This window comes from Clavibacter michiganensis, from assembly GCF_021216655.1.
In the GTDB taxonomy this organism is placed as follows: domain Bacteria; phylum Actinomycetota; class Actinomycetes; order Actinomycetales; family Microbacteriaceae; genus Clavibacter; species Clavibacter michiganensis.
The window spans coordinates 769648-794500 of record NZ_CP080437.1 but is presented as its reverse complement, the minus strand read 5'-3'; the positions used below and the strand labels follow the sequence as shown (position 1 = coordinate 794500).

General features: G+C 73.3%; 21 protein-coding genes and 1 pseudogene. 2 read left to right on the top strand and 20 right to left on the bottom strand.

What is annotated here, in order from left to right; translation table 11 throughout:
* Positions 1-47: 47 nt before the first annotated feature.
* The 5 genes from dnaG to K0V08_RS03660 form a co-directional block, all read right to left on the bottom strand.
* Positions 48-1937, bottom strand: coding sequence for a DNA primase (gene dnaG, locus K0V08_RS03680; protein ID WP_079533090.1), 1890 nt, complete (start codon positions 1935-1937; stop codon positions 48-50).
* A gap of 94 nt (positions 1938-2031) precedes the next feature.
* A complete protein-coding gene (locus K0V08_RS03675; RefSeq protein ID WP_086503478.1) occupies positions 2032-3291 on the bottom strand; it encodes a deoxyguanosinetriphosphate triphosphohydrolase in 1260 nt (419 codons plus the stop codon).
* Positions 3292-3295: 4 nt separating this feature from the next.
* Entirely contained in the window at positions 3296-4528 is a 1233-nt protein-coding gene (gene dusB, locus K0V08_RS03670; RefSeq protein ID WP_079533084.1) for a tRNA dihydrouridine synthase DusB, read from the bottom strand.
* Positions 4529-4620: 92 nt separating this feature from the next.
* Positions 4621-4827 (bottom strand): hypothetical protein, encoded by a 207-nt coding sequence (locus K0V08_RS03665; protein ID WP_079533081.1) that lies wholly within the window; start codon positions 4825-4827, stop codon positions 4621-4623.
* Positions 4824-5549 (bottom strand): DsbA family oxidoreductase, encoded by a 726-nt coding sequence (locus K0V08_RS03660; RefSeq protein WP_012038270.1) that lies wholly within the window; start codon positions 5547-5549, stop codon positions 4824-4826. Before K0V08_RS03660 ends, K0V08_RS03665 begins: the two co-directional genes overlap by 4 nt.
* A 51-nt stretch (positions 5550-5600) precedes the next feature.
* On the opposite strand from K0V08_RS03660, the gene K0V08_RS03655 reads away from it, so the two are divergent.
* The gene (locus K0V08_RS03655) at positions 5601-6134 is read left to right on the top strand and encodes an aminoacyl-tRNA deacylase (protein ID WP_043560785.1); all 534 of its coding nucleotides are present in this window, start codon (positions 5601-5603) and stop codon (positions 6132-6134) included.
* A 51-nt stretch (positions 6135-6185) separates the two neighbouring features.
* Here K0V08_RS03655 and K0V08_RS03650 read toward each other — a convergent pair whose 3' ends face one another.
* The 4 genes and pseudogenes from K0V08_RS03650 to recO form a co-directional block, all read right to left on the bottom strand.
* The gene (locus K0V08_RS03650; protein WP_012038268.1) at positions 6186-7571 is read right to left on the bottom strand and encodes a glycine--tRNA ligase; all 1386 of its coding nucleotides are present in this window, start codon (positions 7569-7571) and stop codon (positions 6186-6188) included.
* 110 nt (positions 7572-7681) lie between these two features.
* Positions 7682-8791: a Gfo/Idh/MocA family protein gene (locus K0V08_RS03645; protein WP_079533078.1), complete on the bottom strand. Its 1110-nt coding sequence runs from the start codon at positions 8789-8791 to the stop codon at positions 7682-7684.
* Positions 8792-8800: 9 nt separating this feature from the next.
* A complete protein-coding gene (locus K0V08_RS03640; RefSeq protein ID WP_012038266.1) occupies positions 8801-9667 on the bottom strand; it encodes an isoprenyl transferase in 867 nt (288 codons plus the stop codon).
* Between the two features lie 212 nt (positions 9668-9879).
* Positions 9880-10593 (bottom strand): annotated as a pseudogene (gene recO / locus K0V08_RS03635) (DNA repair protein RecO); the annotation flags it as partial.
* A gap of 118 nt (positions 10594-10711) precedes the next feature.
* Here recO and K0V08_RS03630 point away from each other — a divergent pair.
* A complete protein-coding gene (locus tag K0V08_RS03630) occupies positions 10712-11389 on the top strand; it encodes a trimeric intracellular cation channel family protein (RefSeq protein ID WP_012038264.1) in 678 nt (225 codons plus the stop codon).
* A gap of 92 nt (positions 11390-11481) precedes the next feature.
* On the opposite strand, the gene leuA is transcribed toward K0V08_RS03630, so the two are convergent.
* The 11 genes from leuA to K0V08_RS03575 all read right to left on the bottom strand — a co-directional run bounded on the left by leuA (position 11482) and on the right by K0V08_RS03575 (position 24852).
* Positions 11482-13248 carry a 2-isopropylmalate synthase gene (leuA, locus tag K0V08_RS03625; RefSeq protein WP_079533075.1) on the bottom strand — a complete coding sequence of 589 codons (1767 nt, stop codon included), beginning with the start codon at positions 13246-13248 and terminating at the stop codon, positions 11482-11484.
* Between the two features lie 165 nt (positions 13249-13413).
* Positions 13414-15990 carry a bifunctional lysylphosphatidylglycerol flippase/synthetase MprF gene (locus K0V08_RS03620; protein WP_079533073.1) on the bottom strand — a complete coding sequence of 859 codons (2577 nt, stop codon included), beginning with the start codon at positions 15988-15990 and terminating at the stop codon, positions 13414-13416.
* Positions 15987-17390: an alpha/beta hydrolase gene (locus K0V08_RS03615; RefSeq protein WP_079533070.1), complete on the bottom strand. Its 1404-nt coding sequence runs from the start codon at positions 17388-17390 to the stop codon at positions 15987-15989. Before K0V08_RS03615 ends, K0V08_RS03620 begins: the two co-directional genes overlap by 4 nt.
* An 85-nt stretch (positions 17391-17475) precedes the next feature.
* Entirely contained in the window at positions 17476-18162 is a 687-nt protein-coding gene (locus tag K0V08_RS03610) for a response regulator (RefSeq protein WP_012038260.1), read from the bottom strand.
* A 53-nt stretch (positions 18163-18215) separates the two neighbouring features.
* Positions 18216-19727, bottom strand: coding sequence for a sensor histidine kinase (locus K0V08_RS03605; RefSeq protein WP_012038259.1), 1512 nt, complete (start codon positions 19725-19727; stop codon positions 18216-18218).
* A gap of 111 nt (positions 19728-19838) precedes the next feature.
* Positions 19839-20891 (bottom strand): GTPase Era, encoded by a 1053-nt coding sequence (gene era, locus K0V08_RS03600; RefSeq protein WP_172406900.1) that lies wholly within the window; start codon positions 20889-20891, stop codon positions 19839-19841.
* Positions 20884-22206, bottom strand: a complete 1323-nt coding sequence (locus tag K0V08_RS03595) for a hemolysin family protein (protein ID WP_012038257.1) — start codon at positions 22204-22206, stop codon at positions 20884-20886. The genes era and K0V08_RS03595 overlap by 8 nt, the downstream gene beginning before the upstream one ends.
* Positions 22207-22214: 8 nt before the next feature.
* Positions 22215-22676, bottom strand: coding sequence for an rRNA maturation RNase YbeY (ybeY, locus tag K0V08_RS03590; protein WP_079533067.1), 462 nt, complete (start codon positions 22674-22676; stop codon positions 22215-22217).
* Complete coding sequence (locus tag K0V08_RS03585) at positions 22673-23722, bottom strand: PhoH family protein (RefSeq protein WP_012038255.1); 1050 nt, start codon at positions 23720-23722, stop codon at positions 22673-22675. The genes ybeY and K0V08_RS03585 overlap by 4 nt, the downstream gene beginning before the upstream one ends.
* Positions 23709-24065, bottom strand: coding sequence for a histidine triad nucleotide-binding protein (locus K0V08_RS03580; protein WP_079533065.1), 357 nt, complete (start codon positions 24063-24065; stop codon positions 23709-23711). Before K0V08_RS03580 ends, K0V08_RS03585 begins: the two co-directional genes overlap by 14 nt.
* A 28-nt stretch (positions 24066-24093) precedes the next feature.
* On the bottom strand, positions 24094-24852 hold the full coding sequence (locus K0V08_RS03575) for a 16S rRNA (uracil(1498)-N(3))-methyltransferase (RefSeq protein WP_079533062.1): 759 nt from the start codon (positions 24850-24852) through the stop codon (positions 24094-24096).
* Position 24853: the final 1 nt, after the last annotated feature.

The window sequence follows — 24853 nt, the reverse complement described above, 5'->3', positions numbered from 1 at the left end:
CGCGCGTGATTCCGGTGCGGATCGCGGTCCGCGCGGCGGGGTCCGCCCTATTCGCGGAGCGCCCGGCGCTCGGCCTCGACCTGCATGAGCTCGCGCTGGATCTCCTGGTAGCGCTCGCGATCGTGCGTCGCGTCCGTGCGCTGCAGCCGCCCGATGAGGTCGGCCTTGCGGCGCAGCAGGTCGCGTCCGACGAGCTCGGCCGTGACGCCCTTCACGTAGACGGCGAGCTTGTCGGCGTCGCCGCGGTTGGGCAGCGGGGCGACGCCGAGCTGCTTGACGAGCGTGGCGAACGACTCCGGCACCTCGAGCGCCACGCGCGAGAGCCAGTCCGCGCCACCGAGGGCGTCCATGCTGCCGATGACGCCGTCGCGGACGACCGCGAGGCTCTCGTTGACGAAGGTGACCTGCGCGGCGCGAATGACGAGGTCGTTCCCGACGAGCTCCGGGTGCTGCAGCATCGCCATGAGGGCGTCGCGCTCGAGGCGGGTCGCGAGGTCCGTCGGCAGGTCCATGAGCGACATGGAGCGGGACGCGTCGCCGCCCTCGTCCTCCGGGCCGTGCCCGCCCTGCGCGTGGCGGCCCTGCGGCGAGCCGCCGGAGCGGTCCGCGCCGTCGGCGGGCATGCTGCGGCCGGCGGTCTGGACGGCGCGGCCCACCTCGGTGAGGTCCATGCCGAGCCAGCCCGCGAGCTCGCGCGCGTAGCCGGGGCGGAGCGACGGGTCGCGGATGTCGGCGACCACGGGCGCGGCGGCGCGGAGCGCGGCGACGCGACCCTCGACGGTGTCGAGGTCGTGGTCGGCGAGGATCTGCTTGATCGCGAACTCGAACATGGGCTTCTTGCCCTGGATCATGCGGCGCACGGCGTCGTCGCCGCGCGTGAGGCGGAGGTCGCAGGGATCCAGCCCCTCGGGGCCGACTGCGACGTAGGTCTGCGCGGCGAACCGGCGCTCCTCGGAGAACGCGCGCATGGCGGCCTTCTGCCCGGCGGCGTCGGGGTCGAACGTGAAGACGACCTCGCCGAGGCCGCTGTCGTCGCCGAGCACGCGGCGGAGGACCTTGATGTGGTCGACGCCGAACGAGGTCCCGCACGTGGCGACCGCGGTGGTCACGCCCGCGAGGTGGCAGGCCATCACGTCGGTGTAGCCCTCGACCACGACCACCTGGCGTCCGCGGCTCACGTCGCGCTTGGCGAGGTCGAGCCCGTAGAGCACGGAGCTCTTGTGATAGACGGGCGTCTCGGGGGTGTTGAGGTACTTCGGGCCCTTGTCGTCCTCGCGCAGGCGGCGCGCGCCGAAGCCGACGGTGGCGCCCGTCAGGTCGCGGATGGGCCACACCAGGCGGCCGCGGAACCGGTCGTACGCGCCGCGGTCGCCCTGGCTGAGGAGGCCGGCGGTCACGAGCTCGGCCTCCGTGTAGCCCTTGGCCGTGAGGTGCGAGGACAGCGCGTCCCAGCTCTGCGGGGCGAAGCCGACGCCGAAGCGCTGCGCGGCGCCCTGGTCGAAGCCGCGCTCCCCGAGGAAGGTGCGGCCGATCTCCGCCTCCTCGGATCCGAGCTGCTCGACGAAGAACTCCGCCGCGGCCTCGTTCGCGCCGAGGAGCCGCGAGCGGTTGCCCTGGTCGGTGGCGGCCTGGCCGTCCTCGTAGTGCAGCTGGTAGCCGATGCGCTGCGCCATGCGCTCCACGGCCTCCGCGAACGTCACATGGTCCATGCGCTGCAGGAACGTGTAGACGTCGCCGCCCTCGCCACAGCCGAAGCAGTGGTAGAAGCCGACCTGCGGCCGCACGTGGAAGCTCGGGGTGCGCTCGTCGTGGAACGGGCAGAGGCCCTTCAGGGATCCGACGCCGGCGGACTTGAGGGTGACGTACTCCCCCACCACGTCGCCCAGGTTGACCCGGGAGCGGACCTCGTCGATGTCGCTCTTGCGGATCAGTGCCATCGGCTCATCCTACGGCCGGCGTCCTCGGCGGGCCCGTGCCCCACGGCCATCAGCCCGGCGAGCATCAGCCCGGCGGGCATCAGCCCCGCGGGCATCAGAAGACGGGCCGCGCGCACAGGCGCTCGTACCAGGCGATGGCCGACTGGTCCGTGAGGCTGGCGACCTGGTCGACGATGACGCGCTTGCGCGCGCCGTCGTCCGCGGCCTCGCGCCAGTCGCCCGCGAATCCGGGGTCGAGCTCGTCGGCGCCGCGCGCGTGCAGCGCGTCCGCGAGGCCCGCGAGCACCTCGCGCTGGCGGGCGTAGATGGGCTGGCGCGTGTTCTTCGACATGACGAACGCGGCGACGATGCCCTTGAGCACGGCGATCTCCGCCTGGATCGCGCGGGGCACGACCACGTGCGCGCCGAAGCGGATGAGGCTGCGGTCGGTGTGGGTGGCTCGCGTGAGCTGAGTGGCCGCGCCGGCGAACCGGCCGATGAGCTGGCTCGTGAGGTCCTTCAGCGCCGCCTGCGCGCCGCGGCCGCCGTCGTACTCGTCCACCCACACGTCGAGGGAGTCGAGCCGGTCGAAGGCCTGGATGAGCTCATCGTGCGAGTGCGCGCCGCCGATCCACGCCACCATCGAGTCGACGAGCTCCTCGTGGTCGACCCGGGCGCCGAGCGCGCGCACGTCGACGTAGCCGCCGACGATGGCGTCCTCGAAGTCGTGCACGGAGTACGCGATGTCGTCGCTGAGGTCCATGACCTCGGCCTCGATGCAGCGCCGGCCCGCGGGCGCGCCCTCGCGCAGCCACTCGAACGCCGCCACGTCGTCGTCGTAGAAGCCGAACTTGCCGCGGCCCGACGGATCCGGCACCGACTGCGAGCTCGGCCACGGGTACTTGCAGCTCGCATCGAGGCTGGCGCGCGTGAGGTTGAGGCCGTACGGGCGACCCTCCGGCCCGATGACCTTGGGCTCGAGCCGCGTGAGCAGGCGCAGCGTCTGCGCGTTTCCCTCGAAGCCGCCGATGTCGGCCGCCCAGTCGTTGAGGGCCCGCTCGCCGTTGTGGCCGAAGGGCGGGTGGCCGATGTCGTGCGCGAGGCACGCGGTGTCGACCACGTCGGGATCAAGGTCGAGGCTGGAGGCCAGCTCGCGCCCCACCTGCGCCACCTCGAGGGAGTGCGTGAGGCGGTTGCGCGCGAAGTCGAGCCCGGCCATGGGGCTCAGCACCTGCGTCTTGGCGGCCAGGCGGCGGAGCGCGCTGGAGTGCAGCAGGCGCGCCCGGTCGCGCGCGAAGTCGCTCCGACGGGACGAGTGCTGCTCGGGGTACCACCGCTCGGCGTCGGTGGCGCTGTACGCGGACCGCTCCTGCATGCTCTCAACCGCCACTGTTGTGGATCTCCCCGTCCGCGATGTCCATCGCATCCTGCGCGTCGATGTCGCGGCTCTCGAGCCACCGGTCCGGCAGCGCCGTACGCTTCATGCTGCCCTGGCGGCCGCGCGCGCCCTCGGCGCCGGCGCCCGGGTAGGGCTGGTCGCGGTCGAGCGTGGCGAGCAGGCCGTCGATCTCCTCGAGCGAGGACGCCGAGGCGAGCGCGGCCCGCAGGTCGCCGCCGACGGGGTACCCCTTGAAGTACCAGGCGACGTGCTTGCGCGCGTCGCGGCAGCCCCGCTCCTCGCTCTCGAAGAACTCGGCGAGGAGCTCGACGTGGCGGCGGAACGTGTCGGCGACCTGGCCCTGGGACGGGTGCGCGCGGGGCGTGTCTGCGGGATCGAGGCCGGCGGCGCGCGCGTGGAACGCGGCGGCCAGGTCGCCGAAGAGCCACGGGCGGCCGAGGCAGCCGCGGCCGACGACGACCCCGTCGGCGCCGGTCTCGTCCATCATCCGGATGGCGTCCTCCGCGGCCCAGATGTCGCCGTTGCCCAGCACGGGCACGCTCTCGATGGCCTGCTTGAGCTTCGCGATGGCGGACCAGTCGGCGTGCCCGCTGTAGTAGTCGGCTGCCGTGCGCGCGTGCAGCGCGATGGAGGCGACGCCCGCGCCCTCGGCGGCGCGACCGGCGTCGAGGTACGTGAGGTGGTCGGCGTCGATGCCCTTGCGCATCTTGACGGTGAGGGGGATGTCGCCCGCCGCCTTCACGGCGCCCTCGACGATGTCGGTGAAGAGCCCGAGCTTCCACGGCAGGGCCGCTCCCCCGCCCTTGCGCGTGACCTTGGCGACCGGGCAGCCGAAGTTCAGGTCGATGTGGTCGGCGCGGTCCTCCGCGACGAGCATGGTGACGGCCTCGCGCACGGTCTTCGGATCCACCCCGTAGAGCTGGATGGAGCGCACCTTCTCCGACGGGTGGTGCGTGATGAGCCGCATGGACTCGGGAGTGCGCTCGACGAGCGCGCGGCTCGTGATCATCTCGCTGACGTAGAGGCCGGCGCCGAACTCGCGGCACAGGCGCCGGAACGCGGTGTTGGTGACGCCCGCCATGGGCGCGAGCACGACGGGCACGTCGAGCGGGATGCCGCCGATGCGGAGGGCGGGCTCGGCGGCGGGCGCGGTCGCGGGAGCGCCGGGCGCGTCGGCCGCGGAGGGGACGGGGACGAGGGTCGGAGAGGACATGACGGCTCGATTCTCCCAGACGGGACGGCGGGCGGCGGACGTGGGGCGGGATCCCCGCGGGAGGCAGGCGGCGGTCGCCTGCGGAGGGAGGGTCAGATGGCCCGACCGGCGTCGATCGCGTCGCGGACGCGCGCGAGGTCGGCGGCCGCGGAGGCGTCGGCGGTCGCGTCGGACGCGGTGGCGGTGGCCCCCGGCACGAGGCACGCGTCGCCCTCGCAGGCGGCGGCGTCCGCGGATCCGAGCATCGCGAGCAGGGGCGTCGTGACGGGCACCGCCCCTGTGGCGGGAGCCGCGCTCATCGGGCCGCCTCCTCGCCCGCGACCACGCGGATCGTGTCGCCGTCGCGCGCGGCCAGCGCCTCGCCGAGCGCGGACGCGAACACCGTCGGGTCCTGCGCGCCGGAGATGCCGAAGCGCTCGTCGATCACGAAGAAGGGCACGCCCTGGATCCCGTACGCCACGGCCTGCGCCTGGTCGGCGCGGACGTCGTCGAGGTGCCGGTGCGTCTCGAGGGACTCGCGCACCTCGTCGGCGTCGAGGCCGACCTCCACCGCGAGCTCGACGAGGTCGGGAACGCGGCCCACGTGGCGCCCCTCGGTGAAGTACGCCTTCAGCAGCCGTTCCACCATCTCGAGCTGGACGCCGCGCACGCGCGCGAGGTGCAGCAGCTCGTGCGCGAGCACCGTGTTGGTGTGCTGCAGCGCGTCGTAGTCGTAGGCGAGGCCCTCGGCGGCGGCGAGCCGGGTCATGTCCTCGAGCATCGTCGCGACGCGGTCGGCCGGGATGCCCTTGTGGCCCGCGAGGAAGTCGACCTCGGTGCCCTGGAAGTCGACCGGGGTGTCGGGCGCGAGCTCGAAGGATCGGTAGGTGATCTCGATCTCCGGTGCTCCGGGAGTCTGCGACTGGAAGGCGCGCGCCCCGGCCTCGAAGCGCCGCTTTCCGACGTAGCACCACGGGCAGGCGATGTCCGACCAGACGTCGACGCGGATGGCGGGCAGGGCGGGGGCGGTGGAGTCGGTCACGGCTGGTCAACGCGTCGGGAAGGCGGGGCATTCCCGCGGTGTTGCCCGAGCATGCCCGACAGCTCCCCCGCCCCCGTCCCTCCCGCATCCGACGCCGCCGCTCCCCGCGGACGCGAGCGCGTGCTCGCCCACGCCGCCCGCCTCGGCATCGACGTCGAGGTCGTCGACCGCCCGGACGCCGGATCCCTCGAGGAGGCGGCCCGCGGGCTCGGCATCGCGCCGTCGCACCTCGTGAAGTCGCTCGTGGTCAAGCGTCACGACGGCGGTCTGCTCATCGCGCTCGTGCCGGGCGACCGGCAGATCAGCTGGGCGAAGCTGCGCGCGCTCGTGGGCGTGAACAAGCTCTCGATGCCCTCCCCCGAGGTGGCGCTCGAGGCGACCGGGTACGAGCGCGGCACCATCACGCCCCTCGGCGCGGACGGGGAGCTGCCCGTCTACGCGGACGAGCGCACCGCCGGCCGGCGCATCGGCATGGGCGGCGGCGAGCACGGAGTCTCGGCGCTGGTGGACGCCGACGCGTTGGTCGCCGCGCTCGGCGCGACGGTCGGCGACATCACGGACGAGCTGTCGATCCGCCGCCCCTGACCCGCGCGAGGCGGGTGAGGGACGGCGGATCGGCCGTGCAGGTGGAGCGGATCAGGCCCCGATGAGCTGCCCGGCGAGGTACCCCATGAGGTCGTCGAGCGGGATGCGCTCCTGCGCCATGGTGTCGCGCTCGCGCACGGTGACGGCGCGGTCGTCGAGGGTGTCGAAGTCGACCGTGACGCAGAACGGCGTGCCGATCTCGTCCTGGCGGCGGTAGCGGCGGCCGATGGCGCCCGCGTCGTCGAACTCGATGTTCCAGACCTTGCGCAGCTCCGCGGCGAGCTCGCGCGCGACCGGCGACAGCTTCTCGTTGCGCGACAGCGGCAGCACGGCGACCTTGACGGGCGCCAGCCGGCGGTCGAGGCGGAGGACCGTGCGCTTGTCCACGCCGCCCTTCGCGTTCGGGGCCTCGTCCTCGTGGTACGCGTCGACCAGGAACGCCATCATCGACCGGGTGAGGCCGGCCGCGGGCTCGATGACGTACGGGATCCAGCGCTCGTTCTTCGTCTGGTCGAAGTAGGAGAGGTCCTGGCCGGACGCCTCGGAGTGCGTGCGCAGGTCGTAGTCGGTGCGGTTCGCGATGCCCTCGAGCTCGCCCCACGCGCCGCCGGCGAAGCCGAAGCGGTACTCGATGTCGACCGTGCGGGTGGAGTAGTGCGACAGCTTCTCGGCCGGGTGCTCGAAGAGGCGGAGGTTCTCGGGGTCGATGCCGAGGTCGGTGTACCAGGCGTAGCGGGCGTCGATCCAGTACTGGTGCCACTCGGCGTCGGTGCCGGGCTCGACGAAGAACTCCATCTCCATCTGCTCGAACTCGCGCGTGCGGAAGATCCAGTTCTGCGGCGTGATCTCGTTGCGGAAGCTCTTGCCGATCTGGCCGATGCCGAACGGCGGCTTCTGGCGCGCGGCGCTGAGGACGTTCGCGAAGTTGACGAAGATGCCCTGCGCGGTCTCGGGGCGGAGGTAGTGCATGCCCTCCTGGTTGTCGACGGGGCCGAGGAAGGTCTTGAGGAGGCCCGAGAAGTTCTGCGGCTCGGTCCAGGATCCGGGCTGGCCGGTGTCCGGGTCCTTGACGTCGGCGAGTCCGTTGACGGGCGGGTGGCCGTGCTTCGCCTCGTACGCCTCGAGGAGGTGGTCGGCGCGATAGCGCTTGTGGGTGTGCAGCGACTCGACGAGCGGGTCGCTGAAGACCTCGACGTGGCCGGACGCCTCCCACACGCGGCGGGGCAGGATCACCGAGGAGTCGAGGCCCACGACGTCGTCGCGGCCGTTGACCATGGTCTGCCACCACTGGCGCTTGATGTTCTCCTTCAGCGCCACGCCGAGCGGCCCGTAGTCCCACGCGGAGCGCGAGCCGCCGTAGATCTCACCCGCCTGGAAGACGAACCCGCGCCGCTTGGCGAGGTTGATGACCGGGTCGAGACGCGAGGGGGTTGCCACGTTTGCTCCTAGGTGGGGCCGGACTGGGTGCCCGGTCGGCGGACGGCGAACGGCCGGCGGATGCCGGCGTCGCCGGGAAAGGCGGCCCCCAGTCTACGGGCGCTCCGCGCTCAGTCCTCGTCGCCCGCGGTCCGCCGGTGCGCGAGCTCGACGATGCGGACGGTCTCGAGGGACTCGCGGGGCTCGACGGGAACGGGCCCGCGTCCGCGGACGGCGTCGGCCATGGCGGCGTAGTAGTCCGCGTAGCGGCCGCGCTCGGTGGGGATCCGCTCCCCCGCCGGATCGCCCGCCGCCTCGACGAGCGTGCCCCACTCGGACTCGGGCGCCTCGCCGAAGCCGGGGTCGGTGGGTGCCGCGCCCTCCTTGAGGAGCGGCTCCTGCGGATCGAGCCCGTGCACGGCGTACGCGCCCGCGGTGCCGAGGACGCGGAAGCGGGGGCCCGCCAGCGCGGCGACGCGGCTGACGGTGATGTGCGACTGGACGCCCGACTCGTGCAGCAGCGAGTAGAAGGCGTCGTCGTCGCTCGCGGATCCGTCGCGCACGGTGGCGAGCTCGGCCGCGAAGTCGGCGACGGGTCCGAACAGCTCGAGCGCCTGGTCGATGAGGTGGCTGCCGAGGTCGTAGGAGATGCCCGCCGCGTCGGCCGGCGTCTCGCGGTCCTGCCAGCGGTCGCGGACGGGTCCGCCCCAGCGCTCGAAGGTCGACTCGAAGCGGTGGACCTCGCCGAGGCGGCCCGACGCGATGAGCGCCTTGACGGTGAGGAAGTCGCCGTCCCACCGCCGGTTCTGGAACACCGAGAACGGGACCCCGAGGGCCTCGGCGCGCTCGATGAGCATGAGGGCCTCGTCCACGGTCGCGACGAACGGCTTGTCCATCACGACGGCGAGGTGCGCGTCGAGCGCCTGCAGCCCCTGGCGGAGGTGCGCGGATGCGGGCGACGCGATGACCACCATGTCGAGCTCGGCGGAGCGCGCGAAGAGCTCGTCGGCGGAGGCGACGACGTCGGCGCCGGGGTGGCGCTCGCGCACCTGCGCGGCGCGATCCGCGTCGGAGGTCGAGACGAGGGCGATGCGGTACTCGGGGCTCGCCTGGAGGAACGGCGCGTGGAACACGCGGCCGGCGAGGCCGTAGCCGACGATCCCCACGCGGATGGGCGCGTCGCCGCCCTCGGCGGAGGCGACGGAGGCGGACGGGCGGGGCGCGGTGTCGGGTGTGCTCACGTCCCGATGCTACTGAGGCGCGGCCTCCGGGGCGTCTCCCGGCAGCGCGTCCGGATCCTCGGCGGACCCCGCGTCCCCGTCGCCCGCGTGCGCGTCGACCGCGCCGCCGAACCGCCGGTCGCGGTGCACGTAGCTCTCCACCGCGTCCCACAGGTCCGTGCGGCGGAAGTCGGGCCACAGCCGGTCGAGGAACACCATCTCCGCGTACGCCGACTGCCAGAGCAGGAAGTTGCTCGTGCGCTGCTCGCCGGAGCTGCGGATGAAGAGGTCGACGTCGGGCACGTCCGGGAGGTAGAGGTAGCGCTGGATCGTGCGCTCGTCGACGCGCGACGCCTTGAGCCGGCCCGCGTCCACGTCCTCGGCGATCCGCCTCACCGCGTCGCCGATCTCCGTCCGCCCGCCGTAGTTGATGCACATCGTGAGCGTCATGCCGGTGTTGTCCTTGGTCATCTCCTCCGCGACCTGGAGGTCGTCGATGACGCTGCGCCAGAGGCGGGGGCGACGGCCGGCCCAGCGGATCCGCACGTTCCAGGCGTTCAGCTGGTCGCGGCGGCGGTGGATCACGTCGCGGTTGAAGCCCATGAGGAAGCGCACCTCGGCGGGCGAGCGCTTCCAGTTCTCGGTCGAGAACGCGTAGACGGACAGGTGCGTGGCGCCCAGCTGCACGGCGCCCGCGACGGTGTCGAACCAGGCCTCCTCGCCCGCCTGGTGGCCGGCGGTGCGGGGCAGGCCGCGCTGGTTCGCCCAGCGGCCGTTGCCGTCCATGACGACGGCGATGTGCTTCGGCACGAGGTCGGCGGGGATCGCGGGCGGCTGCTCGCCTGTCCAGTCGAGCGGCAGGTCGGTGCGTCCGGGGACCTCGGGGCGTCGGCTCATCGGGTCGTCTCCTGTGCTCGGGGGCGGTCGGCGGGGGTGGCGGACAGTGCGTCGGGGTCGGGATCCGCGTCCCGCGGCGTCGCGCGGACGACGGACGCGGTCGCGGCGGCGAGGGCCGCGGCGGGATCCGGATCGGCGCCGTCGAGGTCGGGCGCGTCGAGCGGCACCGGCTGCTCGGTGGGCGGCAGCAGCTGGCGGGCGTCGCTGCGGTCCACGAGGCCGAGCGAGCGGATCCCCCTGTCGAGGTGCCACTGCGCGTACGCCGCCACGACCCCGCTCGCGCGGGCCTGCGACCGGAGCGTGGCGGCCTCGGCGTGCGGCCAGTCGCCCGTGAGGAGGGCGGAGAGGAGCGCGAGGGTGTCGGGGTCGAGCCGCGGGGATCCGGGCGGTGCGGCGGCATCCGCGACCACGCCGCCGAGCTGCACGACGAACGCCGAGTGCGGGCCGGGCGCGCCCGTCACCGCGCAGTCCTGGAAGCTCGGCGCCCAGCCGGCCATCGACAGGCTCCGCAGGAGGTACGAGTCGAGCGTGAGGCTCGCCCCGTGCTCGTGGCGGCTGAGCGACCGGAGGGCGCCGACCAGGAGCAGGTACTGCTGGAGCGAGCCCTCGTCCTCGGTGACGCGGTCGGCCGTCTCGACCATCGCGCTGGCGGCCGTGTAGCTGCCGTAGTCGGCCGCGATGAGGGCGCCGTAGGAGGCGATGGACTCGGCCTGCGTGATGATGTCGAGCGTCCTGCCCTCGAAGAACTGGGCGTCGGCGACCATGAACGGCTCGAGCCGGGCGCCGAACTTCGACTGGGTGCGGCGCACGCCCTTGGCCACCGCGCGGATCTTGCCGTGCTGGCGCGAGAGCATCGTGACGATCCGGTCCGCCTCGCCCAGCTTGTGGGTGCGCAGGACGACGATCTCGTCACGGTAGAGGGGCACCCCTCGATTATCCGCCCCGAGCGCCTGCTCCCCCTCCGCCGCCGCGCGGGGCGGGCGCGGTCCGCGCGGCGTCACGCGGCCGGGTGCGGCACCCGCGCTGTGCTATCAAGGGGAGGCCATGGATCCCGTCCCCCTCACCATCCCGCTCTGGGCGGACCTCCTGGCGGTCAGCATCGGCAGCCTCCAGGGCGCCATGTTCGCGGCCGGCTTCCGCGACCGCCGACTCGACCTGCTCGGCGTCGCCATCATCGGCACGGCCACCGGGCTCGGCGGCGGCCTCCTCCGGGACGTGTTCCTCGACGTCACGCCCGCGGCGCTCTCGAGCAACTGGCTCATGCTCGTCGCGGTCGCGGCGGCCCTCGGCGGCATGCTGCTCGAGCGGATCTTCACCCGCCTCGACGTCGTCATCACCGCCCTCGACGCCCTCACCATCGGCCTGTTCTGCGCCATCGGCACGTCGAAGGCCCTGGCGGCCGGGGTGCCGGGGGTGCCCGCGGTCTTCATCGGCGTCGTCTCGGCCGTCGGCGGCTCGTTCGTCCGCGACCTCCTGCTCAACCTGCCCATCGCGATGATGCACGTGGGCTCGCTCTACGCGGTCGCCGCGGGCGTGGGCGCGGTCATCGTCGTCCTGCTCGCGGCGTTCGGCGTTCCCATGTGGGTCGCGGCCATCGTGTGCGTGGCCGTCACGGCCACGACGCGGCTCCTGGCCGTGCGCTTCGGCTGGAGCCTCCCGGAGCAGCGCGCGCTCAGCCGCCTGCGGTTCACGGCGCTGCGCCGACCGCGTCCGCGCCGCTGATCCCGGCGGCGGGCGCGCGCATCCACCGCCGCGCACGACGACGGCCGGGCGTCGCCGCCCGGCCGTCGTGATCGCGCGTCACGCGGGAGGGATCAGACCGCGGCCAGCTCCGGCTCGCGCACCGTGCGGCGGATCGCGCGGTTGACGCCGGAGACGATGGCCTCGAGCGACGCCGTCGAGCTGTCCTCGTCGATGCCCACGCCCCAGAGGCGCACGCCCTCGACCTCGAGCTCCACGTAGGACGCGGCCAGCGCGTCGCCGCTCGCGCTGAGCGCGTGCTCCACGTAGTCGAGGAGGCGCACGTCGACGCCCTGGTCGGCGAGGACCTTCAGGAACGCGGCGATCGGACCGTTGCCGGACGCGGACGCCTCGCGCACCCGGTCGCCGTCGCGGAGCTCGACCTCCAGCGACACGGATCCGCCCATGTCGCTCGACGTGCGGGTGGACGTGAGCTCGAACCGGCCCCACTTCTCCTCCACGCGGTCGAGCGGCGCGGGCAGGTACTCATCCTGGAAGATCGACCAGATCTGTGCGCTCGTGATCTCGCCGCCCTCGGCGTCGGTCTTGGCCTGCACGACGCCGGAGAACTCGATCTGCAGGCGGCGCGGCAGGTCGAGCGAGTGATCGGCCTTCAGCAGGTAGGCGACGCCGCCCTTGCCCGACTGCGAGTTGACGCGGATGACGGCCTCGTAGGAGCGGCCGAGGTCCTGCGGGTCCACCGGCAGGTACGGCACGGCCCACGGGATCTCGTCCACGGTGACGCCCTGGGCGGCCGCGTCTGCGGCCATCGCCTCGAAGCCCTTCTTGATGGCGTCCTGGTGGGATCCGCTGAACGCCGTGTAGACGAGGTCGCCCGCCCAGGGGCTCCGCTCGGGCACGGCCAGCTGGTTGCAGTGCTCGGCCGTGCGCTTGATCCCGTCCAGGTCGCTGAAGTCGATCTGGGGGTCGATGCCCTGCGTGAACAGGTTGATCCCGAGCGCGACGAGGTCGACGTTGCCGGTGCGCTCCCCGTTGCCGAAGAGGCAGCCCTCGATGCGGTCGGCGCCGGCCAGGTAGCCGAGCTCGGCGGCGGCCACGGCCGTGCCGCGGTCGTTGTGCGGGTGCAGCGAGACGATGACCTCGTCGCGGCGGTCGAGGTGACGGCACATCCACTCGATGGAGTCGGCGTAGACGTTCGGGGTCGCCATCTCCACGGTCGCGGGCAGGTTGAGGATCACCTTGCGCTCGGGGGTCGGGTCGAGGACCTCGACGACGCGGTTGCAGATCTCCGCCGCGAACTCGAGCTCGGTGCCCGTGTAGCTCTCGGGCGAGTACTCGTAGTAGACGTCCACCTCGGGGATCGTCTCCTCGTACCGCTTGCAGAGGCGCGCGCCCTCGAGCGCGATGTCGATGATGCCCTGCTTGTCGGTGCGGAAGACGACCTCGCGCTGCAGCACGCTCGTCGAGTTGTAGAGGTGCACGATGGCCTGCTTCGCGCCGCGCAGCGACTCGTAGGTGCGGGCGATGAGGTGCTCGCGGGCCTGCGTGAGGACCTGGATCGTCACGTCGTCCGGGATCGCGCCCTCCTCGATGAGGCTGCGCACGAAGTCGAAGTCCGTCTGGCTCGCCGACGGGAAGCCGACCTCGATCTCCTTGTAGCCCATGCGCACGAGCAGGTCGAACATGATGCGCTTGCGCTCCGGGCTCATCGGGTCGATGAGCGCCTGGTTGCCGTCGCGGAGGTCGACCGCGCACCAGCGCGGAGCCTCGGTGATCCGGCGGGCGGGCCAGGTGCGGTCGGGCAGGTCCACGGCGATCTGCTCGTGGAACGGGCGGTACTTGTGGATGGGCATCCCGCTGGGGGTCTGCGTGCTCTTCATGGTCGTCTCCTCGTCGGTATCGGGTCAGCCGTGACGGGACTCCGCGACGAGGAGGGCCGGATCAGGCCTCGCCGCGGCGACTAAGGAGGAGGCGGCCGGACTGCATGCGACCACGGTACACCGGCACCGTGCGGGTCCGCACCCGCGGCGGCCGACGGACGGCGCTCACCGCGCGGAGCGGAGCACGCGCGTCAGGTCGCGCACCGACGTCGACGGCAGGTACGCGCGGGTCAACGCGAGGCCCACGGTCGGCAGGGCGGTCGCGTCCGGGTAGGCCATGATCAGCGGCACGAGCTCCGGCTGGAACTTGCGCTTGAACTCCAGCAGCGAGCGGAAGCCGTAGACGGGCTCCAGCGAGTCGGCGAGGAACTCGAGGATGCGCTCGACCGCGCTCTCCTGGCGCTCCGCGCCGGCACCGGCATCCGCCTGCTCGCCCGCGGTCGAGCTCGAGGTCGAGGCCGCCCGCGTCTGCGCGAGCGGCGCGGCGGAGAGGCTCATGAACTCGATGCCGTCCTCCTTCATCCGCATGGCAGAGCGGGCGATGAGGAACTCCATCACGCCGTTGATCCCGTCGGGGCGGCGGCGCATGAAGTCGAGCGTCCAGCCGACCACCTCGCCGTCGCGCCAGGTGGGCAGCCAGCTCGTGGCGGCCTGCACGTGGTCGTCCGCGTCGATCGCGAGCATGAGCCGCACGGCGGGATCCCGGAGCTCCTCCACGCCGCCGAGGGTGAAGCCCATCTCGGGCAGCTCCTTCTCCGCGACCCACTCCTCGGACATCTGCTCGATCTGGCTGGCCCACGCCAGGGGCAGCTCCGCCCAGGTGGTCCACTCCGCCCGGATGCCCGCCCGATCCGCCCGGTTGATGGACGTGCGGACGTCCTGCCACTTCTTGCCCGTGGTCTGCCAGGTGCCCGGGCGCACGACGGTCTCCTCGGCGACGACGAGCGTCTCCCAGCCCATCTCGCGGAACAGCGGCGTCATCGACGCGGGGACGCTGTAGAAGACGGGGGTCCACCCGTTGTCGTCGGCGAAGCGCGCGAACTGCCCCAGGACGTCGCGCAGGGCGCGGTCGTCGTCGGGCGGGCCGAGCGGGGCGGCCGTGGTGATCGCGACGCTGCCGACCACGCGGTAGGCGACGACCGTCTGCCCGTCGGCCGCGATCCAGTACGAGTTGCCCGGCCACGTCGCCATGTGGGACAGCGAGCCGATCGCCCCGCGGCGGAGGGCAGGCGTGACGCGCGCCTGCGCCCGGGGGACGGCGGCGATGCGGACGTCGGCGATGGCGCGCAGGCTCGCGATCACCAGGATGATCCAGAACGCCGGCCCCACGCCCCGGTAGACGACGTCGGTGATCGGGTCGGTCGGCAGGAAGTCGAGCGACTCGCCGCGGAGGAACGACGCCGGGATGAAGCGGTCGGGAGCCTCGGCCAGGAGGTCGTTGAGGTCCACCGGCCGCGTGAAGGCGTCGGAGAGCGCGAGCCCCGTGGCCACGAACAGCGCCATGAGCCCGGCCAGGGCGACGCCCGTCGTCACGAGGAAGCGCCGGATCGCGGGGGCCGTCGAGAGGATGGTGAAGTGCCGGCGCAGGAGCACGAGGACGATCGCGCTGCCGAGCGGCAGCGCCACCGACGCGACGAGCGCGGCCACCGCCTCCGGGTGCGCGGACGGGGACGCGGACAGGCGCGGCGAGACCATGTCGCGGTGCACCAGCATCCCGAACGCGTAGGCGGAGAGCACGGCGAGCAGCAGGTTGACGCTCACGGCCAGCCACACGGCGAAGCGACGCCCGCGCGCCAGGCCGTACGCGGCGACCAGGAGGGCGAGCAGCGGCGCCACCGACAGGAGGATGGGACCCACCCCGCCGCCGATGCGCGCCAGCATGATCTCCTGCAGGCAGTCGTGCGTGAAGTCGCTCGACAGGCAGCGGGTGGAGATCGCGTCGCCCGGCACCCGGTCGTCGACGAACAGCAGCGCGATGGGGGCGAGCGGGCCGTAGCGGCTGCGGGACAGGAGCGCGATCGCGGGGCCGGTTCCGAGGATGGCCACGACCGCCGCGAGGATCACGCGCACCTCGTGGTGGGAGCTGCGCTGCCACAGCGCTCCCCCGGCCGGGCGGTGCAGCAGCGCGCCGACGACGCCGCCGACCAGGATCGCGAGGAGCCGGTAGAGGTCGCTCGGCTGGCCCGAGTAGAGCAGGAACACGAGCACCACGACGACGAGCACCACCCGGATGCGCCGCCGCCACAGGACGCCGGCCCACGCGCTCGAGAGGGCGAGCACGCCCGCGACCGCCGTGAGCGGATCCGCCGTCGCGATGCCCCGCACCCCGTGGGACCACAGCTCTCCGTCCACGAGCCCCAGCGCCTGGACGGCGATGCCGAGGAGCGAGCCGACGGTGCCCGTGAGCACGAACCCGAGGAGCGTGCGCCACCAGCCCATGAGGTGCTCCGCGACGCCGACGAGCACCAGCACGGCGAGGAGCGAGACGACGAGCTCCACGGGGCCGTCGGTGAGGAAGGCCGCCGTGGCGGTGGTCCACCAGTGGCCGCGATCGACGACCGCCTCGTACCCGGTCGCCAGCTCGTGGTGGACGACGCGCCGCCACGTCGCGGAGACGGCGGGCAGCACGGCGAGCAGGAGGATGACCGCGGCGATCCCGAGGGTCACGGGCTGCGCGACGAGGCGCGACAGGAGGGCGCGGGCGGCGCCCTGCAGCGTGAGGATGCGGGGGCGCGCGGTCATCGGGTGAGCCCCAGGCGCTGGCCGAGGGTGGGGAGCGCGTCGGCCGTGCACCACTTCACGGTGCCCCAGTCGTGCGAGCTGCCGGGCGCGATGCTCAGGCGGGCGTCGATGCCGGCGGCGACCGCGGCCGCCTCCACCTGCTCCACGCCCGGACGGTACCCGGAGTCCTCCTCGCCCACGCAGAACACGGCCTGGGTGTCGGCGTAGGGCGCGCGGCTCGCCATGACGGCCGAGGGGATCGACGCCGCGTACCTGTCGTGCGAGCCGCCGAAGGCGACGTCGATGGTCTTCGGGCCGGCCCACGGACCGATCTCGCCGGAGATGTCGACGAAGGAGCCGTACACGTCCGGGTGCGCGGCCCCGAGCTGCGCGGCGCACGTGCCGCCCTGCGAGAAGCCGAGCAGGGCCCACGACGTCCGGCCGTCCAGCATGCGGAGGTTCGCACGGATCCACGCGGGCACGTCGACCGTGAGGTACGTCTCCGAGTTCCCGAGGGAGGAGTCGATGCACATGGGGTTCGCGTCCGATGCGCCCAGCTGGTCGGGCATGACCACGATGGGCGCGAGGCCGTGGTGGTCCGCGGCGTAGGCGTCGAGGATCGACTCGAACCGGCCGGACGCGAGCAGGTCGAGCGGCTTGCCCGGCTGCCCCGACATGGCGATGAGCACGGGCAGCTCGGGGGCGTCGGGCACCAGCGCGGCCGGCGGCAGGTAGACGATGGCGGCGCGCGCCGTGAAGCCCGACTGCGTGCCCGGGATGCTCACGGATCCGACGCGGCCGTGCGAGGGGAGCTCCTCTCCCGGCGTCCACGACTCCTCGATGGGCACGGTGGAGTCCGGGGCCGGCTCCCCTTCCGCGGGCTGGGCCGACGGGAGGTCGGACGTGTCGAGCGGACCGACGCGGGTGAGGCCGAACGCGGCCGCCACGTTCGGGTACTCCTGCAGGTCCGCGTTGATGCCGATGGCCGAGGTGAGCACGACCAGGGGTACCACGAGCACGGCCAGCACGCGGTGGAGGACGCGGATGCGGCGCGCCGGCCGCCCGGTGCCGCCGATCCCGGTGACGCTGCGGCCGCTGCGCACGACGGCCACGACGAGGATGCCGAGCCCCGTGCCGCCGATCGCGGTCCAGCCGCGCGTCGGCAGGGACAGGACCACCCCGAACAGGTCCATCACGTCGCCGAGGACGAAGGCGAGGGCCAGGCCGCCCAGCGCGCCGAGGAGGGCACCGAGCGCGAGCTCGCCCGCGGTGCGCCGGGGGTCCGCGGCGCGCGCACCGGTCGTCTGCCGCGCGCGCCGCGCCACGACGGCCAGGAGGACGAGGCCGATCACGGGTGCGAGCGTGGTGGCCGTGACCGTCGAGGCGCTCAGCAGCGACAGGTCTTCGAGATCGTGGAGCACGGTGGTCCTCTGGCGACGGGAGCGGGACAGGCGAAGGGAATCTAGCCGACGGGGATGCGAGCGGGCCCCCGCCGATCGGGAGCGGCTAGCCCTGCGTGGGGGATCCGTTCAACCGGTGCTCGAACGCGAAGACCACGAGCTGGACGCGGTCGCGGAGGCTGAGCTTCGCGAGGATGCGGCTCACGTGGGTCTTCACGGTCGCCTCGCTGAGGAACTCCGCCTGCGCGATCTCCGCGTTGCTCAGGCCGCGCGCCGCGAGGACGAAGATCTCCCGCTCGCGCGAGGTGAGCGACATGAACGCGGGCGGCGCGACCCGCGGCCGGGATCCCGGGTCGAAGTGCTCGAGCAGCTGGCGCGTGGCCGACGCCGCGATGACCGAGTTGCCGGCGTGGACGGTGCGGATGGCGGCGAGCAGGAACTCGGGGTCGGCGTCCTTCAGCACGAAGCCGCTCGCGCCGGCCCGGATGGCGCGAGCGGCGCTCTCGTCGAGGTCGAAGGTGGTGAGCACGAGGACGCGCGGCGGGCGCTCGCCGCGCGCGTCCGCCGCCCGCAGGACCTCGGCCGTGGCCTGGATCCCGTCCATCACCGGCATGCGGATGTCCATGAGGATCACGTCGGGGCGCTCGGCGCGCGCGAGCTCCACGGCCTCCTGGCCGTTGGCGGCCTCGCCGGCGAACTCCAGGTCGGGCTGCGAGGAGATGAGCATGCGGACGCCCGTGCGGAACAGGGCCTGGTCGTCGACCAGGGCGACGCGGATGGGTGGGGTGGGCACGGGGGTCCTTCGATCGTGGTCGGCGTGGGGATGGTATCGCGGGGCGCGGCGGGTCAGGATCCGGCAGGCCGGTCGTCGCGCGCGCGCCGCGCCGCGGAGGCGGCTGCCCCGCGAGCGGCGGCCGTGCGGTGCGGGCTGACGTGCGCGGCGGGCGCCCCGGGCGTCGCGGTGCCCGCGGCCGCGGCCTCCGGCGGGAACAGCTCGTCGAGGGTCAGGGGGCGGCTGGGAGCATCCGCTCCCGTGCCGACGGACGCCCCGGCGACGGGCACGCGGGGCACGGGACGGGTCGCGGGCGCGAACGGGATCCACGCGGACACGGTCCACACGCCGTCGCGGACGCCCGCCGAGAAGCGGCCGCCGGAGAGCGTCGCGCGCTCGCGCATCCCGGCCAGGCCGTGGCCGACCGGCTGCGCGGGCGTCGCGGGCGCGGGCGGAAGCACGGGGAGGGCGATGATGCCCGTCGTGGTGCGGGCGGGGCGCACCGGATCCGGGAGCGTCCGGCTCCGCACCGACACCGAGACGCCGTCCGGCTCCCACGCGAGCTCGACCTCGACGGGGTGCCCGACGTCGCCGTGGCGCAGCACGTTGGTGAGGGCCTCCTGCACGATCCGGTACACGGCGAGCTGCTGCCCCGTACCGAACTCGCCCGGCTGGCCCGTCTCCACGAACTCGATGGTGAGGCCCGTGGAGCGCATCTGGTCGATGAGGTCGCTCAGCTCCTTGAGCTCGGGCTGCGGGGCGTCGTCCTCGCTGTGCCGGAGCTGCGCCAGGAGGATCCGCACGTCGCCGAGCGCCTGCCTCGCGGTGGTGGAGATGGTGCGCAGCGCCTCGTCCGCGGCCTCGGGATCCACCAGCCGGGCGTACCGGGCGCCGTCGGCCTGCGCGATCACGACGGCGAGCGAGTGGGCGACGACGTCGTGCATGTCCCGCGCGATCCGGTTGCGCTCCTGCTCGACGACCACGTCCTGCAGCGCGCGGGCCTGGTCGCGCTCGGCGGCCTCCTGCGCGTCCCGGCTGGCATGCGACGCGCGGGATGCGACCACGAGGCGGCCGGCCGTCCACGACGCCAGCAGCACGCTCCACGCGCAGAGGAGGAGGAAAAGGAACAGGGTCGCGAACGCGGTCCACTCCCCCGTGCTGAAGGCCGCGCTGCCGACGGGGACGCGGCCCGACGCGTAGGACAGGTAGCACGCGGCGACCACGCCGCCGACGATCGCGGAGGCGAGGCCCAGCGCGCGGACGACGCGGCCTCCGTACGCCGCGGTGCAGTACACGACGCCCGCGACGGCCAGGTCGCCGGGCTCGACGCCCGCGCCCGCGCCCATCTGGACGATCGCGCCCGTCCACGCGACGGCGAGGGAGAGCCCGGGCGAGACGCGGCGCACCGCGAGGGCGGCCCCCATGACGAGCACGAGGACGACGGAGATCTCGGAGGTTGTGGACGCGAACACGCCGAACGCGCTCGCGGCCGCGACGCCGATCGACCCGGGGGCGAGGAGGGCCACGAACGCGACGGCGAGGACGACGTCGAGGACGAGCTGGTACCTCGGGATCCGTCGGAGCATGCGACCACCGTACGTGCCGCGCGCGCCCGCCGAGCCCGCGGCGGCCGATGATCCCCGCGGAGGCGACCCGATCTCATCCGCGGGATGTACGCGGTCGCCTGCCCTCGGGGATCAGAAGCCGAGGCGGCCGAGCAGCTTCGGGTCGCGCTGCCAGTCCTTGGCGATCTTCACCCGCAGCGAGAGGAACACGCGCGTGCCCACGAGCGGCTCGATCTGCGCGCGCGCCACCTGCCCCACGTGCTTGAGCCGGGACCCCTGCGCGCCGATGACGATGCCCTTCTGGCTGTCGCGCTCGACGAAGAGGTTCGCGTAGATCTCGAGCAGCTCCTTGTCCTCGCGCTGGATCATGTCGTCGATCGTGACCGCGAGCGAGTGCGGCAGCTCGTCCTGGACGCCCTCGAGCGCGGCCTCGCGGATGAGCTCCGAGATGCGCGCCTCGAGCCCCTCCTCCGTGACGGCGTCGGACGGGTAGAGCTGCTCGGAGACCGGCAGCGCGTTCAGCAGCTCGCCCACGAGCGCGTCGAGCTGGATCGCCTCGACGGCCGAGACGGGGACGATCGCGTCCCAGTCGCGCAGCTCCTGCACGGCGAGGAGCTGCTCGGCGACCGCGTGGCGCGAGGCGGAGTCGGTCTTGGTGACGATCGCGATCTTGCGGGCGCGCGGGTACTCGTCGAGCTGCTCGTTGATGAAGCGGTCGCCCGGGCCGATCCGCTCGTCCGCGGGGATGCACAGCCCGATGACGTCCACGTCGCCGAGCGTCGTCTGCACGAGCGCGTTCAGCCGCTCGCCGAGGAGGGTGCGCGGGCGGTGGATCCCGGGGGTGTCGACGAGGATGAGCTGCCCGTCCGGCCGGTGCACGATCCCGCGGATGGCCTTGCGCGTCGTCTGCGGCTTGGAGCTCGTGATGGCGACCTTCTCGCCGACCAGGGCGTTCGTGAGCGTGGACTTGCCCACGTTCGGGCGGCCGACGAAGGAGACGAAGCCCGCGCGGTACGCGGGCGCTCCCCCGCGCGGCGTGCGCTTCGCGCGGGTCGGCTCCGCGTCGCGGTCGATGCCCCAGGCCTCGTCCGACAGCGGGGCGGGCTCGGCGGCCGTCCCGGCGACGGGCGACCCGTCCGCCGCCGTCTCCTCGACGGGCGTCGCGTCGTCGCGGGGATCAGTCATGGTCGTGTCCTCTGCTGGCGGAGGCGCCCGCGGGGGCCGCCTCGTGGTCGTCGTCGTGGTCGTCGGCGCGGTCGCGCTCGACGAGGATCGTGCTGATGCGCGTGCGGCGCCCCTCGACCCGGTCGGCCGTGAGGACCAGCCCGCCGACGCGCACCACGGATCCGCGCTCGGGCAGGCGCCCCAGGGTCTTGGCGAGGAGGCCGCCGGCGCTGTCCACGTCGTCGTCGTCGAGCTCAAGCCCGAACAGGTCGCCCAGCTCGTCGATCGGCAGCCGGGCGCTCACACGGTACACGCCGTCCCCGAGGTCCTCGAACTCGGGCACGTCGCGGTCGTACTCGTCGCTGATGTCGCCGACGAGCTCCTCGATGAGGTCCTCGAGCGTGACGAGCCCGGCGATGCCGCCGTACTCGTCCACCACCATGGCGAGGTGGTTGGACTCGAGCTGCATCTGCCGGAGCAGCGCGTCGGCCTTCTGCGACTCGGGCACGAACACGGCGGGGCGCGCGAGCTGGTCGACCGTGGTCCGCTCCGCCTCCTCGGGCCGCTCGTAGACCATGCGGGCGAGGTCGCGGAGGTACAGGACGCCCTCGATCTCGTCGGAGTCGCGTCCCGTGACCGGCGCCCGGGAGATGCCGCGGGACAGGAAGAGCCCGAGCGCGGAGCCGACGTGCGCGGTCTGCTCGACGACGACCATGTCGGTGCGCGGGATCATCACCTCGCGCACGACGGTGTCGTTGAACTCGAAGATGGAGTGGATGAGCTCGCGGTCGTCCTCCTCGAGCACCTCCAGCTCCGTGGCCTCGTCGACCATGCTGAGCAGCTGCTCCTCGCTCGTGAACGTGGCGACGGTCTTCGGCCGCCCGGGCGTCACCCGGTTGCCGAGGGCGACGAGCGCGTCGGCGACGGGCCCGATCGCCACGCGGATCACGCGCACGAGCAGCGCCGTCCACGCGAGCAGCGGGCGGGCGTGGACGCGGCCGACGGAGCGCGGGCTCGCGCCGACGAGCACGAACGAGACGGCGGTCATGATCGCGGCGGCGACCAGCAGCGTGATCCACCACTCGTCGATCGTCGAGGCCAGCGCGAGCGTGACGAGCACCGCGGCGCCGGTCTCGGCGATGATCCTCACGAACCCGAGGGCGTTGATGCACGCCCCGGTGTCGGTGGAGATGGCGAGCAGCGCGCGGCGGGCGCGCGCGGTGGCCGCGAGCTCCTGGATGTCCGCGCGGGACAGCGACGAGATGGCGGACTCGGCGGCGGCGAACAGGCCGCCGAGGACGACCAGGAGGAACGCGGGGAGGAGGAGGGCGAGCATCGAGGCGGTCAGCGCCCGCGCTCGCTCATGGCGAACCCGATCAGGATGTCGCGCTGGAGACCGAACATCTCGCGCTCCTCGTCGGGCTCGGCGTGGTCGAAGCCCAGCAGGTGCAGGATGCCGTGCGCCGTGAGCAGCAGGATCTCCTCCATCGTGGAGTGCCCGGCGGTCACCGCCTGCTCGGCCGCGACCTGAGGGCAGACCACGATGTCGCCGAGGAGGCCGGCGGGCGTCGGCCGGTCCTCTGTGCCGGGGCGCAGCTCGTCCATGGGGAAGCTCAGGACGTCGGTGGGGCCCGGCTCGTCCATCCACTGCACGTGCAGCTGCTCCATCGCGCCCTCGTCCACCATCACGATGGCGAGCTCCGCGTCGGGGTGCACGTGCAGCGTGTCGAGCGCGTACGTGGCGAGGCGCTGGATGACCGGCTCGTCGACCTCGATCGCCGACTCGTTGTTGATCTCGATGCTCATCGGGTGCTCCCTGGGGCGGTGCGGCGCTCGGCGCGGAGGTGGTCGGCTGCCTGGCGCTCCGCGTCGTAGCGCGTGTACGCGTCCACGATGCGGCCGACCAGGGTGTGCCGCACGACGTCGTCGCTCGTGAGGCGGGAGAAGTGGATGTCGTCCATGCCGTCCAGCACGCGCGTGACGAGCTGCAGGCCGCTGGACCCGGTGGGCAGGTCGACCTGCGTGATGTCGCCCGTGACCACCATCTTCGAGCCGAAGCCGAGCCGCGTGAGGAACATCTTCATCTGCTCGGGCGTGGTGTTCTGCGCCTCGTCGAGCACGACGAACGCGTTGTTGAGCGTGCGGCCGCGCATGTAGGCGAGCGGGGCGACCTCGATGGTGTTCGAGGCCATGAGCTTGGGGACGAGCTCGGGATCCATCATCTCGTTGAGCGCGTCGAACAGCGGGCGGAGGTACGGGTCGATCTTGTCGGTGAGCGATCCCGGCAGGTACCCGAGCCGCTCCCCCGCCTCGACGGCCGGACGCGTGAGGATGATCCGCTCGACCTCCTTGCGCTGCAGCGCCTGGACGGCCTTCGCCATGGCGAGGTACGTCTTGCCCGTGCCCGCGGGCCCGATGCCGAACACGATGGTGTTCTCGTCGATGGCCTGCACGTACTGCTTCTGGCCCTGCGTCTTCGGCCGGACCGTGCGGCCGCGCGACTGCACGATGGCCTCGCTCAGCACGTCGGACAGGGTCCGCGCGTCGTCCTCGCCGAGCCGGCGCGCGCTCGTCTCGATCTCCTGGGGTTCCACGTGCTGTCCGTCCTCCACCATCGCCACGACCTCGTCGATGAGCCGACGGGCGGACGCCACGTCCGCCCGGGTGCCGACGAGCGTGATCTCGTTGCCGCGGACCCGGACGTCGACGTCCGGGTGCTCGCGCTCTATCTGCCGGAGCAGCCGGTCCTGCGGCCCCAGGAGGCGCACCATGAGGACGCCGTCCATGGTCGCCGTCTGCTCGACGCGGTCATCCTCCGTGGATGCGCCGCCCCGCGGGTCAGAGCCCGACATGGTCCCCCTGGTCGAAGCCGGCGAGCACGTGCGCGTGCACGTGGAAGACGGTCTGGCCGGCGTCCGCCCCCGTGTTGAAGAGGAGGCGGAACTGACCGCCCGCGCGCTCGGCGGCGATGCGCGACGCGACCTCGACGACCTCCGCGAGGAGCTCCGGGTCGCCCGCGGCGAGCTCGACGACGTCGCGGTACGCGGCCGTCTTGGGCACCACGAGCACGTGGACGGGGGCCTTGGGCGCGATGTCCTCGAAGGCGATGACGCGGTCGGTCTCCGCGACGATCTCGGCCGGGATCTCGCGCGCGACGATGCGCTCGAAGACGGTGGGCTCTGCGCTGCTGGTCATGCGCCCAGCCTACGCGGGACCCGCGACGTCACCAGCGCCCGAGCGCGGCGTTGACGAGCGCCAGCGCGGCCGGCCCCGCGGTCGACGTGCGGAGGATCCCCGGGCCGAGCGCGACCGGGATCGCCCCCGCCGCCCGCAGCGACTCGACCTCCGCGGGGGCGATGCCGCCCTCGGGTCCGACCACGAGCAGGACGTCGGTCGCGGGACCCGCGTCGCCGTCGGCCGTCGCCAGGTCGAGCCGCGACAGCCGCGCGACGGCCGTCGGGTCGAGCACGAGCACGCGCGCGGTCGCCGCCATGCGCACGAGGTCCTTCGTCGTCGCGAGCGCCTCCACCTCGGGCACGCGGGGACGGATGGACTGCTTCACGGCCTCGCGGACGATCGCGCGCCAGCGATCCCGGCCCTTGGTGACCTTCTGGCCCTCCCATCGGGAGACGGAGCGCTGCGCCTGCCACGGGATCACCGCGTCGACGCCCAGCTCGGTGGCGGCCTGCACGGCGAGCTCGTCGCGGTCGCCCTTCGCGAGCGCCTGCACGAGGACCACGCGCGGGGTCGGCTCGGGGTGCGCCTCGACCGCGTCGACGCGGAGCTCGAGCCGCTGCGGCTCGGCCGAGGTGACGGTGCCGGACGCGATGGTGCCGCGCCCGTCCCCCACGAGGATCCCCTCGCCGGAGCGCACCCGGCTCACGGTCACGGCATGGCGGGCCTCCTGCCCGGCGAGCACCAGCAGTCGCCCGACCGCGAGGTCGGAGGCGCCGATGTCGTCGGCCAGGTAGAAGTGCGCCATG

Coding starts and splice junctions, on each gene's coding strand:
- dnaG (WP_079533090.1), bottom strand. CDS start 1,937: ATGGCACTGATCCGCAAGAGCGACATCGACGAGGTCCGCTCCCGGGTC.
- K0V08_RS03675 (WP_086503478.1), bottom strand. CDS start 3,291: ATGCAGGAGCGGTCCGCGTACAGCGCCACCGACGCCGAGCGGTGGTAC.
- dusB (WP_079533084.1), bottom strand. CDS start 4,528: ATGTCCTCTCCGACCCTCGTCCCCGTCCCCTCCGCGGCCGACGCGCCC.
- K0V08_RS03665 (WP_079533081.1), bottom strand. CDS start 4,827: ATGAGCGCGGCTCCCGCCACAGGGGCGGTGCCCGTCACGACGCCCCTG.
- K0V08_RS03655 (WP_043560785.1), top strand. CDS start 5,601: ATGCCCGACAGCTCCCCCGCCCCCGTCCCTCCCGCATCCGACGCCGCC.
- K0V08_RS03640 (WP_012038266.1), bottom strand. CDS start 9,667: ATGAGCCGACGCCCCGAGGTCCCCGGACGCACCGACCTGCCGCTCGAC.
- K0V08_RS03630 (WP_012038264.1), top strand. CDS start 10,712: ATGGATCCCGTCCCCCTCACCATCCCGCTCTGGGCGGACCTCCTGGCG.
- leuA (WP_079533075.1), bottom strand. CDS start 13,248: ATGAAGAGCACGCAGACCCCCAGCGGGATGCCCATCCACAAGTACCGC.
- K0V08_RS03620 (WP_079533073.1), bottom strand. CDS start 15,990: ATGACCGCGCGCCCCCGCATCCTCACGCTGCAGGGCGCCGCCCGCGCC.
- K0V08_RS03605 (WP_012038259.1), bottom strand. CDS start 19,727: ATGCTCCGACGGATCCCGAGGTACCAGCTCGTCCTCGACGTCGTCCTC.
- era (WP_172406900.1), bottom strand. CDS start 20,891: ATGACTGATCCCCGCGACGACGCGACGCCCGTCGAGGAGACGGCGGCG.
- K0V08_RS03595 (WP_012038257.1), bottom strand. CDS start 22,206: ATGCTCGCCCTCCTCCTCCCCGCGTTCCTCCTGGTCGTCCTCGGCGGC.
- ybeY (WP_079533067.1), bottom strand. CDS start 22,676: ATGAGCATCGAGATCAACAACGAGTCGGCGATCGAGGTCGACGAGCCG.
- K0V08_RS03585 (WP_012038255.1), bottom strand. CDS start 23,722: ATGTCGGGCTCTGACCCGCGGGGCGGCGCATCCACGGAGGATGACCGC.
- K0V08_RS03580 (WP_079533065.1), bottom strand. CDS start 24,065: ATGACCAGCAGCGCAGAGCCCACCGTCTTCGAGCGCATCGTCGCGCGC.
- K0V08_RS03575 (WP_079533062.1), bottom strand. CDS start 24,852: ATGGCGCACTTCTACCTGGCCGACGACATCGGCGCCTCCGACCTCGCG.